The sequence below is a fragment of the uncultured Lutibacter sp. genome, assembly GCF_947495725.1.
GTDB lineage: Bacteria > Bacteroidota > Bacteroidia > Flavobacteriales > Flavobacteriaceae > Lutibacter.
Genome location: NZ_CANLZZ010000001.1, coordinates 869,615 through 882,894, shown reverse-complemented (window position 1 = coordinate 882,894; position 13,280 = coordinate 869,615). Strand labels below are relative to the sequence as shown.

The 13,280-nt window shown below is 30.7% G+C and carries 10 protein-coding genes; 1 reads left to right on the top strand and 9 read right to left on the bottom strand.

The window, feature by feature from the left end:
- Positions 1-3: 3 nt before the first annotated feature.
- Both Q0776_RS03545 and Q0776_RS03540 read right to left on the bottom strand, forming a co-directional pair.
- Positions 4-168 (bottom strand): hypothetical protein, encoded by a 165-nt coding sequence (locus Q0776_RS03545; protein ID WP_298365067.1) that lies wholly within the window; start codon positions 166-168, stop codon positions 4-6.
- A gap of 214 nt (positions 169-382) precedes the next feature.
- Positions 383-1,111, bottom strand: coding sequence for a LytTR family DNA-binding domain-containing protein (locus Q0776_RS03540; protein ID WP_298365065.1), 729 nt, complete (start codon positions 1,109-1,111; stop codon positions 383-385).
- 147 nt (positions 1,112-1,258) lie between these two features.
- Between Q0776_RS03540 and Q0776_RS03535 the strand changes: the two genes are divergently transcribed.
- Positions 1,259-1,399 (top strand): hypothetical protein, encoded by a 141-nt coding sequence (locus Q0776_RS03535; RefSeq protein ID WP_298365064.1) that lies wholly within the window; start codon positions 1,259-1,261, stop codon positions 1,397-1,399.
- A 175-nt stretch (positions 1,400-1,574) separates the two neighbouring features.
- Here Q0776_RS03535 and Q0776_RS03530 read toward each other — a convergent pair whose 3' ends face one another.
- From Q0776_RS03530 to Q0776_RS03500, 7 genes are all read right to left on the bottom strand, one after another.
- Positions 1,575-2,468: a carbohydrate kinase gene (locus Q0776_RS03530; protein ID WP_298365063.1), complete on the bottom strand. Its 894-nt coding sequence runs from the start codon at positions 2,466-2,468 to the stop codon at positions 1,575-1,577.
- Positions 2,468-3,715, bottom strand: coding sequence for an MFS transporter (locus Q0776_RS03525; protein ID WP_298365062.1), 1,248 nt, complete (start codon positions 3,713-3,715; stop codon positions 2,468-2,470). Before Q0776_RS03525 ends, Q0776_RS03530 begins: the two co-directional genes overlap by 1 nt.
- A 62-nt stretch (positions 3,716-3,777) precedes the next feature.
- A complete protein-coding gene (gtfA, locus tag Q0776_RS03520) occupies positions 3,778-5,205 on the bottom strand; it encodes a sucrose phosphorylase (RefSeq protein ID WP_298365060.1) in 1,428 nt (475 codons plus the stop codon).
- Between the two features lie 219 nt (positions 5,206-5,424).
- Positions 5,425-7,164: a RagB/SusD family nutrient uptake outer membrane protein gene (locus tag Q0776_RS03515; RefSeq protein ID WP_298365058.1), complete on the bottom strand. Its 1,740-nt coding sequence runs from the start codon at positions 7,162-7,164 to the stop codon at positions 5,425-5,427.
- Between the two features lie 11 nt (positions 7,165-7,175).
- A complete protein-coding gene (locus tag Q0776_RS03510) occupies positions 7,176-10,331 on the bottom strand; it encodes a TonB-dependent receptor (protein WP_298365057.1) in 3,156 nt (1,051 codons plus the stop codon).
- A 15-nt stretch (positions 10,332-10,346) separates the two neighbouring features.
- Positions 10,347-11,948: a glycoside hydrolase family 32 protein gene (locus Q0776_RS03505; protein WP_298365056.1), complete on the bottom strand. Its 1,602-nt coding sequence runs from the start codon at positions 11,946-11,948 to the stop codon at positions 10,347-10,349.
- Positions 11,948-13,276, bottom strand: a complete 1,329-nt coding sequence (locus tag Q0776_RS03500; RefSeq protein ID WP_298365055.1) for a sugar porter family MFS transporter — start codon at positions 13,274-13,276, stop codon at positions 11,948-11,950. The genes Q0776_RS03505 and Q0776_RS03500 overlap by 1 nt, the downstream gene beginning before the upstream one ends.
- Positions 13,277-13,280: the final 4 nt, after the last annotated feature.

Sequence of the window (13,280 nt, the reverse complement as noted above, 5' to 3'; positions counted from 1 at the left end):
AAACTAATCTCTAGTTCTCATAATATCACCTGTTGTTTCACCTCCGTTAGCTTGTTCAATTTGATCATTTGCATATAATTGTTCATCTGCAGAAATGCTGTCAGAAGTACAAGAAACAAATAATGATGTAAATAATACGAATGCGAAAAATAATTTGATTGATTTCATAATAAATAGTTTTTTAAAGTTTGTTATATTTTTATATTTTATGTTCATTTTTGATACTGTAAAAGTATAGTAGATCTACATAAATATCACTCTAAAATTCCATTTATTAGCAAATAACAGCCGTTTGTTAGTGAAACAGAACCATTTATGTGTGTAATGGTTCTTTTAACAGTTTACAAGAAGTATAACCTAAAATAAGGTATGTTTAAAAAAACTAACTAACTGATAGGTAGGAATAGTTGGATAAGGATTTATTTATCAATTTTATTGATTTAATATAGGTTTTAGTAAAAGGAACCTCATATCTATTTCGTTTAATAGTACAAGTAAATTTACCAAATTGAATTCGCGAAATAAAGTTTTTATTAATCATATAACTTTTATGAATTCGATAAAAGTTGTTTGGCAACATACTTTCAAACGTTTTTAATGTTTTGTATGCATTAATAATATTTCCATCATTCATATAAAAATCTGTTGTATTATTGTCTGCCTTTAAAAATAATATTTCATCGGTATTTAAATATTGATAATCTTTATATGATTTTAAACAAATGTTTTTCTTGGCTTGAGTAGGTATTTTTTTTAAAACTTTTAAAATTGTCTTTCGAATTTCAAGTTCAGACAAAGGTTTTAATAAAATATCGAAAAAACCACTTTTAATAACTTCATATAAATTGCTCTTTGAAGATGAAATTGCAATAAATACCGGAAAGTCTTCATTAAATAGGTTTAACTCTTTTGCAAATTCAAACGGGTTTTCTAACACATCCTTATCAATATTAAAAAAAACTAAATCTGGGCTTTCTCTCAAAATTATATTCATTGAATCTTCGTAGTTGGCTGAAGTACCAATGCAATTAAAATCCATATAGTCATCCAAAACATTTTTTATGATTTGAATAGATTTTGAATCTGTATCAATAATTAAATAATTTCTCATTTGTGTTAGGTACAAATTAAGCATTCCAAAACTAACACTTTTTTTTGATTATAAAGTAGGGTTTTTCCCTCCTAATTTTACGGATTAATATCTAAATAAAAAAAAGAAAACAATTATTTTTACTCCCTACTACAACAACTATGAAAAATGGAAAAGAAGGAAACATTAAAAAACGAAAAGAATACTGAAGGAATTAAAAAAAATATAAACATTAAAATTAATTTCTCTACAACACAAGAAGAATATCCAAAACATATAAAAGGTTTGTTTAATAGCTTAGGTATATAAAACAACTAACTTAAAACTTTTTATATAATAAAATACAATTGCTATGAAAAAGAAAAAACTAAGAACAATTTGTTCTTAGTTTTTTTTGTCCCTCAAGTGGGCATTTTATACAACTTTTACCAAAGAATTAAATGAGTAAAATTGCGATATCAATAAAAGATATATCTTTTATTGATTAAGGATTAATAAAAGCATCAATACTATTTTGATCAATCAATGGGTTAGCACCTTCGTTTTTTGCTACAATAGCTCCAACGGCACATGCGCAATTAATTGCTTCTTGTGGATCTACTTTTGAAAACAGTTTATAAATTAAAGTACCTAAAAAAGAATCTCCAGACCCAACCGTATCAACAACCTCTACATAATATCCACAATTATGATAATATTTACCTTCAATGAATAATACTGCACCGTGAGATCCCAAAGTAACACAGATTGAATTCGTATTTGTTACCTTAGAAATAAATTCAATATTTTGTTCTAATGAGTTAAATTTAGATCCCATAAAACGTGAAACTTCATAAAGTTCTTCATCATTTAATTTTATAAAATCTGCTTCATTCATAAACTCAACCAGTGTGTCTTGTGAATAGTGAGGCTTGCGAAGGTTTACATCGAAAATTTTATAATTTGCCATTTTTAATAGTTGTAGCAACGTTTTCTTTGTTGATTCATCTCGAGATGCCAAACTTCCAAAAACAAAAATATCTGCATTTTTCACCAACTCCGAATCTTCAATGGTCAATCTAATTTTATCCCAAGCTGATGGATAAGTTATATCGTACGACGCATTACCCTTTTCATTTAATCTTACATTTACAACTCCAGTTGGATAATTTTCTTTTACTTGAATCGAATTAATTGGTATTTCTAAATTTTCGAAATATTCAATTAATTCCTTTCCATTCTCATCATTCCCTACTGCACTAATAATTGTAGTATCAACACCAAATGATTTCAATCTTGAAGTTACATTCAATGGTGCTCCTCCTATTTTTTTATGTTGAAGAAAAACATCGAACAAAATTTCTCCAAAACATATTGCTTTTAATTTATTATCTGACATTATATATTGCTTAAATTATTATATTCACTTTCATTTAATTTTGAAATACGAATATGCGTTGGTTTATAAATCATATTTAATAGAAATCCAATAAATAGAATTGTGGCAAAAGCAGTTGCAAGCATAAACCCATATTTTGCATTTGACTCAAACATATCACTAACAACTCCCATTAACAGAGGTCCAAAGGCAGCTCCTGCAGCAGTAAAAAATAAAATAATACCTGCAACAGAACCGTGACTAGATTTTTTAAAGCAGCTAATTCCTTTTGAATTTATTGTTGGGTAAATTACAGACATAAACAATCCCGAAAGTGGTAATAAAACAACTGTTGCCGTTTCATTTAAAAAACTTAAAACATAACATAATAGAATTGCAAAACTTGAGATTGCCATAACAACTGTCCAATCAAAACGTTTTAACATCCAAGCACCCAAAAAGCGCCCTCCTGCCCTTAAAATAAAAAATATAGGTAAAGCGTATAACGCAATAAACATATAGCTACCTTCATAATCTGCGATTAATGTTGGCATCCAAACATAAATTGCTGCTTCAACTGCAACATATAAAAAAGCTGCCATTGAAAAGCCAAATGCATATTTATCTTTCACCATTAATAGGGTTCGTTTAATATTTATTGGTTCTTCAACAGATTTTTTAGTATCTGGATATTTCACAAAAAATGCAATAACAATCAAAACTACACACAAAGTAGCCGCTACTACATATAGCCATTTCCAGTCGACATTTTTAGTTAAAAAATAACTTACTAAAAATGGACCTATAATTGCTCCTACTCCAAAAAAGCCTTCAACTACATTCATTGTTGAAGTATGATCGTTTGTAGATTTTGACATATCGCCAATAAGTGCTAAAGCTCCCGTTTTAAAAATACCAATAGCTGCTCCAGAAATAACTAATAACATTAAGAAAAAGCCAAAAGTATTACCCAATAAAAACAAATAAGAATTTATTGCAAATAAAGCGAGTCCAATAACAATGGTTTTTTTTCGACCAATTTTATCGGCTAAAAATCCCAAGAAAATCCCTGCTAAAGCAATGGCGGTCATAGGACCATAATGTAGAAGTCCAGCCGCTGTCATAGATAAATTAAATTCCTTCATAACTTCAGGAATAATTACACCAACCGCATCCGTTGTCATAGCAAACATCATAAACATTAAATATGTTAACCATTTTATATTTTTATGGTTGTATCCTGAACTTTGAAATTGCTGATTCTCCATTTGTATTAATTTGTATAAAATTAAATAATATTACTAATTAAAATGTTAGACTCTTTAAGATACTATGAAAATTTAACTTCCATTTTCATTGCTTTTAAATCTATAAAAAGCTCTGCCCAATAATTCCCATTTACCCATTTAATGTTTAGCACATTTTGTGAAGTTTCAATTAAATTAAAAACTCCATTAAAAGCTGGATGATTATTTCTTAAAAGCATCAATTCCTTTAATTCATTTATTATTGGTCTTTTTAAATGCTCTTTAATTTCATTTTTAGTGAAATAATGACGATTAATATCTCTTCCTACATTAGTTTTTTCTAACAATTCCATATCATTTTCACCTGCAAATAAACCTACATAATACACTTGAGGTATACCCGGTACAAAAAACTGAATGGCTCTTGCCATTAAATAAGCGTTTTCATCTCTTCCTAACGCATCAAAATAGGTGCAATTTACTTGGTACAAATCTAAATTTGAAGCAGCTGCACCCGTAGCTTTTAGACTATTTCCTTTACTATTTACATGCATTTGATTTACAATATCATCTAGAATCTCATTTTCAATCAATCCAGGTAAGTCACCTTCACCTGCAACATCTACAATTCCAATTCCATCATGAGTATCTAGCACAGTTAGTGCATTTTTTGGGCTTACTTCTAACCATTTTTTTAAACTAGATGCATTTTTATTGAATAAGGTATCTAAAACTAATACTGGTAAGGCAAAATCATATACATAATCTACTTTTTTTGCAATTTCAATTTGAGTTTTATAATAAGAATGTATTTCAACTAATACTTCAATTCCTTTTGCTTTTGCTTTTTCAGTGAGTTGACCTATAAATTCATAGGTTTCATCAATCATAAAACAAGATGTTCCTTGCTTTTTAATAGCATATCCGGCAGCATCTAAACGAATCATTTTAACTCCACCTTTTTCAAAAGTATTTAAAATACTTTCCAAATATTTGATTCCAATTTCGTTATTTACATCAATATCAATTTGATTGCTAGTAAAGGTTGTCCAAATTAATTTAACCGATCCGTCATTTAATTTAAACATTGAAAAAGGAAGATTTGGACGAGGTCTATAGATTGTCATCAAATCGGCTTCTGTTGCTCCATTTGGAAAGACTGTATTGTAATTTAAAAACAAAGAAGCATACTCCGATTTTTCTCCTTTTTGAAGATAATCTTGAAATTGAACTGATTTTGCTGAAACATGATTTACAATTAAATCAGCCATAATATCAACTTCTTTACTTAATTCTTTTAGATCATTCCAATCACCTAATCTTGGATCAATTAAATTATGGTCTATAGGGTCAAAACCCGCATCCTCACCATCTATAGGGTAGTAAAAAGGTAAAATGTGTAAACCTCCAAAGAGTCCTTTTAACTCATTTTTAAATAAAAGATTTAAATCCGATATACTTTCACACCCCAACCTATCTATATATGTAATTAATTGTATTTGATTTTTCATATTACTATTCTTTAGTTTCAAAGTAATTTATTACATACAATTTGCACATAACAATCTCTTCTTAAACTTCTAAACTCAATTAAATATTTATTGTTGACTTTTCTTAAATAACTTGTTTTGCTAAAATTGAATATAAAAATTGGAAGACAAGTAAACACCTGTCTTCCAACAGTAAACTCAAACATTAACAATGATTACAAATTTATTTTTTTCAACCCATTAATAACCAGGGTTTTGAACATATAAACCAGCTGTAAAATCTATTTCTCTCTGTGGTATAGGGTAATATTCGTCTCTACCTGCAGTAAATTTAGCATTAGATAGAAAATCTCTTTTTGTTTTTTCAACAGCAAGGTACCCGTTTAAAACGGACTCAGCTTCTCCCCATCTAACTAGATCAAAAAATCTTGGTCCTTCCATTCCAAACTCCAATCTTCTTTCAAACTTTAATGCTTTTAAAGCGAATTCTTTAGAAGTGAAAGTTGGATAAGTTCCAATATTGTAAATATCAGTTGCTCCTGCATTCATAGGCAAAGAAGTACTTGCCGCTGCTCTTAATCTAACTTCGTTAATTAAATCCGTAGCTGGACCATATTGATCTAATTGAATCATAGCTTCAGCTTTAAACAATAACACATCTGCATATCTAATAAAATCAACGTTTTTCGATGTTCCTACAAATGGTCCTTCTTTCACATAACAAGCACAATCAGGCGCTTGTTGTTCTTTCATGTTTCCAAAATATCCATAAACTCCAGGATCTCTAGCCCAAGAAAATTTATAAATCATATCACCCGATTCATTTACTGTATTTCTGTATTTAAATGGTCTTCCTGGAATTCCAACAGTATGGTCAATTCTTGGGTCTAATGTAATTCCTGCAGCCAATGGTGCATTACCTTCCGAATCAATTGAATTAAAAATATCAGAATTATTGAAAGTATCTAATAAAGGAAGTCCATTTGCATCTGTTTTAAATGCATTTACCATATTTTGACTTGCCAAGTGAAAACCACAACAACCATATATTCCTGTTCCGTGCGGAGAATTTAAACCTGTAACATAACTTACACGGCTCACTTCAGTACCATCATTTATAGAAAATTGTGCTGCCCAAATTGATTCTGGCCCATTATCAAAACCATCTAAAAAATTATTTCCATAATCAGCTTCCAAAGCTGCTGTAACTTCATTTGCATAATTAATTACTTCTTGTAATCTCGTTTTATTAATGTTTGTTACTTGGTGATTATCATTTTGTTCATATGCTTGGTATAATCTTAATTTTGCTAAATATGCTGCCGCCGCGTTTCTATCAGCTCTCCCAACTTGATCCTGAGATTGTGGTAAATTATTGTATGCAAATAAGAAATCATCTGCAATTACATTCCATAATTCATCATTGGATAAATCATTTGATGTTTCTAGAATTTGTTCTTGTGTTAAATCTTCAGTAATATAAGGTACTTTTTTGAACAACAACTTTAACATAAAATGAGAGTGAGCTCTTAAAAATCGAAGTTCAGCTTGTCTAATTACTTTGTTACTATACTCTGCATCAGGAATTTCATTAATTACAGATAGTGCAAAATTAGCACGCGATATTGCTTTATAATGGTTTGTCCAAGTTCTTGGAGTCATCCAATCACCATCATCTGCTTTGGTTAAATTATATTGTTCATAATGATCAACAATATCTACATCACCTCTACCTCCACCACCTTTGTAGGCGTCATCAGATCGCACACTTCCATATACCCATTGATGTGTCAACGGGCCAACCATTTCATCATTGGCGATTCCAGCATATGCGGCCACTACAAGAGATTCTGCATTTTCTGCTGTTGCAACATTATCGGAAGACAAAACACCTTGTGGTTCGTATTCTAAAAAATCTTCACTACATGAAACCAATAATAAAATTGATAAAATGTAACTTGTTATTATATATTTTTTCATAATTATTTCTATTAAAAGTTAATATTTAGTCCTAATGACAATGATGTTGGATTAGGGATTCTATCTACACTTGTTCTTTCTGGATCTGAACCTACGTAGTCACTTGGAGTAAACCAAAATAGGTTTTCTCCTTGCACATACAATCTAAAACTAGACATACCACCCCAATTTTCGATAATTTCACTTGGTAATGAATATCCTAATTGCATATTTCTAATCTTAAAATATGAATTATTTCTATAAAGATAATCTGAAGTTTGCGTGTCATTATTAACCAATGATAAAGAAGGAATATCTGAACCTGTATTTGTTGGTGTCCAAGCATTTAATGTACCTACTCCTGCATTTTCTCTACCTTGTACAAAATTATTCCAATAAATATAAGGGTCTAAGCCTATTCTACCAGTTACTCCAGAACCGAAAATTGAGAAATCGAAATTCTTATAATCTAAATCCAAGCGAATACCATATTCTAATTTTGGTAATGTATTTCCTAAGAAATCTCTGTCATCAGAATTAATTTCACCATCATTATTTAAATCTACAAATTTAATTCCTCCTGGTCTTGCACCTATTTGATTAGCATGTGAATCTATATCTGCTTGACTTTGAAATAGCCCATCTGTTTTATATCCAAAAATTGAAAATTGTGATTGTCCAATTATTGAGTTTTCTGCCGTTCCAGGGTAAGCTGTTCTTACTTCCTCAGGCAAATCTGTGATTTCATCTTTAAATGCACCAAAATTTGTTGATACAGTAAAATTCAATCCGTTTTCCAATGACCCAGAATGAGCCAAAGAAAGTTCCCAACCATCTGTTTTTGTTGAAGCTCCATTTAAAAACCTTACCTGTCCTTCTCCTACTGTTGATGCAATTGGAGGCTGAATTAAAATACCATCTGTATTACGAGTAAAATAATCAAAAGACCCAATTATTTTACTATTAAATAGGCCAAAATCTACACCTAAATTAATTTCTTTTGTTTCTTCCCACTTCAATCCCGAATTTGCAGCTTGTATTGAAACAAACCCCGAAGGTAGGTTTCCTGTATTTGATCCGTTTAAATCGTAGGCTGTTCCTACGTTATAATAAATATTGAAGAAATCTGGTTGATAAATATTTTGGTTAGGTCCATATCTGGCTTCATATAAACCAAATCTAGCAACATCTCCAATAGATTGGTTTCCAACTGTACCATAACCCGCTCTTAATTTTAAGTTAGATATAATTTCATTATCAGATAAAAATTCTTCATTACTAATTTTCCAACCCACAGTTGCAGCTGGAAAAACTCCATATCTATTATCTTCTCCAAATCGAGAAGAACCATCACGTCTTAAGGTAAAAGAAGCTAAATATTTGTCTGAGAATGAATAATTAACTTTACCAAATTGAGAAAGTAATCTGCTTCCTGTTGATATACCATTTGAAGATCTTGCACCTGTAGCGGCAGAAAGTGTAAAATAAGATTCAGATTCGACAGCAAATCCATCTGCTGATGAAAGCAAAGAGTTAAAATCTGTCTGAATTGATTCTGTACCTAGTAATACACCTATTTTATGATCACCTACTTCTAAATTATAATTTAATGTATTTGTAAATGTTAAACTAGTGTATTTGTTTGTATCATAAGTTAAGCTATTATTAGCTCTAGTAATAAAACCATTTGCTACAGTTGGTTCAATATCTTTTTTACTATAGTCATTAAAATCTAATCCAACACTTGTTCTATAGGTTAGGTTTTTCATTAAATCAATTTCGGCAAAAATATTACCAAAAAATGATGTGTTCTTTTTGTTATCCCATCTATTTAAATATTGCATTAAAACAGGGTTATTTCTATCTGAATACCCAGAACCTATTGGGCCTGCAAATTCACCAGAGTTAGTATAAACAGGAATAGTAGGTGCAAGAGATATTGATAAACTTGGTGTTGGAGCACTACCCACATCAGTTGAAGCTACCCTTTCTTTAGATGTAGAAAACTGTGTATTTATACCTACTCTAACTTTATCATCAAAAAGCTTGTAATTACTATTCAATTTTGCTGAATACCTATCATAACCAGTATATTTTAATATTCCTGTGTTTTTTAAGTATCCTACATTGAATAATGTAAATGATTTGTCAGATCCTCCAGATATAGATATATCATTATTTAAAACAAAACCTGTTTCATATAATTCATCTTGCCAATCGGTATCTCCTGCCGGTACATTTGTATCTCCACCAACATAAGGCTGTACAGTTACACTATTTAGTACAGGGTTATTAAAGTCTCCATTCCAATCAAAATTATAGATTTCTCCATATCCACTATTCGGGTCTGCACCATCATTAACAGAAGCTTGAAAAAGTACTTCACCTCTTTGCTGAGCATTTAACATATCATATCTTTGATTCTTTTCAGATAAAACAGAAAAATTGGAGTTAAATGAAATATTTAATTTATCAGCTTCTCCCTTTACCGTGTTTTTAGTAGTTACAATTACAACTCCATTACCGGCTCTAGCTCCATAAATAGTAGATGCAGATGCATCTTTTAAAACCTGAACAGATTCTATTGTGCTTGGATTTAAACTTGAAAAAACCTCTGGTCTTGTGGTTGGCACACCATCAATAACATATAAAGGGTTATTATCTCCAAGAGTACTCACACCACGAATCAATACTCTATCATTTGTTCCACTAGGATCTCCTGATCTTTCAATAAATAATCCTGGTACTTTTCCTTGAATTGCTTGCATCGTATTTCCAGAACTCATGCTTTGTCCTTCCAAAGAAGATAAATCAACTACAGATATTGCACCTGTAACATCTACAGCTCGCTCTCTTGTATATCCTGTTAATACCACAACATCTAGTGATTGTGCGTCAGGCACCATAACAACATCTAGTTTGGTTTTTCCATTTAATGCAATTTTTTGAGTTGCAAAACCCATAAAACTGAATTCCAAAGTAGCATTGCTATCAACATTACTTAATAAGTAAATTCCATCAAAATCAGTAACAACACCTTTTGTTGTTCCTAATACAGTTACCGAAGCTCCTGGTAAAGGCATGCCATCTTCTGAAGATGTAACAACACCTTGTACTTCTAATTCTTGTGCCTGAATTGTTAAAATTGAGGCAAATAAAATTAAAATTAAAGTTAATTTAGTTTTCATAATTCTTCATATAGTTTAGTTAAAATTAAGTTCATTAATTATCAAGTTTTCAATTTCTAAGTTGAAATTTTCAGACTTTACTGAAAATGCCTCGATAGGATTTTTTGGGAAAAATATTTCTGTCATAACCGTTTCTCCATCATTATAAAAAATCTCTATTGAAGTTTTATCTAATAAAAGTCTAACTTGAAGGTCATTTCCATTAGCAACATAAGGAGCTTTTGAAATGTTTGGAGTAAAGTCTTTTGAAAAAGAAACATTTCCAGATGCAGTTCTATCAATAAAGAAAAACTGTTCATTATTATTTACTCCAAAATTTATTGTATCACCATTCTTGTTATCAAAACAAAACGTGTATGTGTCTTCTTTTAAATTTTTAATTGTAAACTGAATATCCAAACTTTTGAAATTAACAAGTTTTTTATCAGTTAGTAAGGTTTGTTTTCCTTTTTCAATACTTATAATATCTTTCTTTACTGTTTTTGATATGTAGTTTGAAATTTCCTTTACTGGTACAGATTTTAATTGATACTTATTATCGGTTTTTGTAAGCTTAAGTTCTCGGGCAACCGTCATAGAACTTCTCCACTTTTCAGTAGGAACTTTTGTAGCATATTGCCAATTACTCATCCAACCAATAAATAGTTTTCTTCCATCAGTATCAGGTATGTTAGACCAGGTTACACCTGCATAATTATCTTTTCCATAATCAATCCAAGAAGCTTTATTAATATCTAAATCATTTTTAAAATCAGGATCAATCGAAAAGTTTTTTCCATCAAAATCACCAACAAAATATTGTGTTGCGGAACCTTCATTATACCCACCACTACCAACACTTACGATAAGTATCCATTTAACCTCATCAGCACCTTCTGTTTGCATAGCAAATAAATCTGGACATTCCCATACACCATTATGCGAACCAACATTTTCTCCAAAGTTTGATAGAAACTCCCAATCTTTTAAATTTTTAGAACTATAAAACATTATTTCTTGACCAGCAGCTAATACCATTATCCACTTTTTATTTACAGCATCCCAAACAATTTTTGGATCTCTAAAATCTTTTATGTTTGGATTTTTTATAACAGGATTATCTGCATATTTTTCCCACGTTAACCCCTCATCTAAAGAATAAGCTATAGCTTGAGATTGAAAATCAACGTCGCCTTGTTTTTCTTTTTCCATATCGTGATAAGTAAACATCGCTACAATTGGAATTTTACCGTCTTTTCCAAAACCTGAAGTATTATTTGAATCCACTACTGCACTTCCTGAAAAAATATAGCCTTTCTCATCTGGAAATAATGCGATTGGTTTTTCTACCCATGTAACCATATCTGTACTAATTGCATGTCCCCAATGCATTGGTCCCCAAACATTCCCGTCAGGATAGTGTTGAAAATATAAATGGTAATATCCATTATAGAAAAACATCCCGTTAGGATCATTCATCCATGCTTTTTTTGGAGTAAAATGAAACTCTGGTCTATAAAGCTCTTCTTCTGAATAAGAAGTTTCCACATTCTGTGATGTGTTTTGATCATTCTTAGACGTTTGTTTACATCCAATAAATGCAACCAACACTAACATTACAAAAATTATATTTTTCATTATTTCACATTTTTTTTAATTAATATTTTACTTAACTCTTCTAATGGGACACCCTTAGTTTCTGGCATCATAAACATTACAAATACCAATTGAAACACCATCATTATTGCAAAAAACATAAAAACAACACTTGCACCTATAGTTGAAAACAATGTTGGAATTAATGCTGGAATTATTGCTGCTAAAAGCCAATGAGTTGTACTACCAAATGATTGACCAGTTGCTCTTAAATGATTCGGGAAAATTTCAGATATAAATACCCATATTACTGCTCCTTGCCCAATTGCATGTGCCGCAATAAATAAGAATAAAAATATAGGCACCGCCATTCCTGTCCACCCAAAGAAAAATGCCATTGCTACAAGTGATAAAGAAATGATATAACCTACCGAGCCTATATACATTAATTGTTTGCGTCCAAGTTTATCAATTAAAAACACACCCAATAAAGTAAATACAAGATTTGTTAATCCAATACCTATGCTACTTAACAAAGCCGTACTTTCTCCCAAGCCTGCTTCTTCAAATATTCTTGGAGCGTAATACAAGAATGCGTTAATTCCTGATAACTGATTGAACATAGCCATTAGAAATGCCAACATAAGAGGAAAACGATATTTTTTCATAAATATATTTTCTCCTGGTAAATCTCTATTATTCTCTTCTGTTATTTGAGACATTAATTTTTCAACATTCTCTCCAGGATTAATGATTTCCAAAACATCTTTTGCCTCACTAATTCTATGTTTTGAAATAAGCCATCTTGGACTTTTGGGAACGCTAAGCATAAATAATGTATAAATTATTGCGGGTAACGCTTCTATTCCTATCATCCATCTCCAATCGTTTTCTCCTAAGCCATTTAAAAGATAATTAGATAAAAAAGCAATTAATATTCCGAATACTATATTAAATTGATACAAAGCTACCAACCTACCTCTATTATTAGCTGGTGCAATTTCAGAAATATAGGCAGGAGCGGCAATTGTGGATGCCCCAACGCCTAAACCTCCAATAAACCTAAAAACAGCAAAAGTCCAAGGGTCATTTGCCAAACCAGAACCAATTGCTGAAATGGTATATAAAACACCTATAAGTATTAAAGTATTTTTTCTTCCCCACTTGTTAGTAGGAATTCCACCAAAAATGGCACCAACAACAGTTCCCCAAAGTGCCATTGCCATAACAATTGCACCATGAAAAGCATCTGATGAGCCCCATAATAATTGTAATTTTTTATCTGCTCCTGATATAACTACAGTATCAAAACCGAATAAAAACCCAGCTAGTGCGGCTGTTATTGACCATACAAGTATTTTTTTGTTCATACTT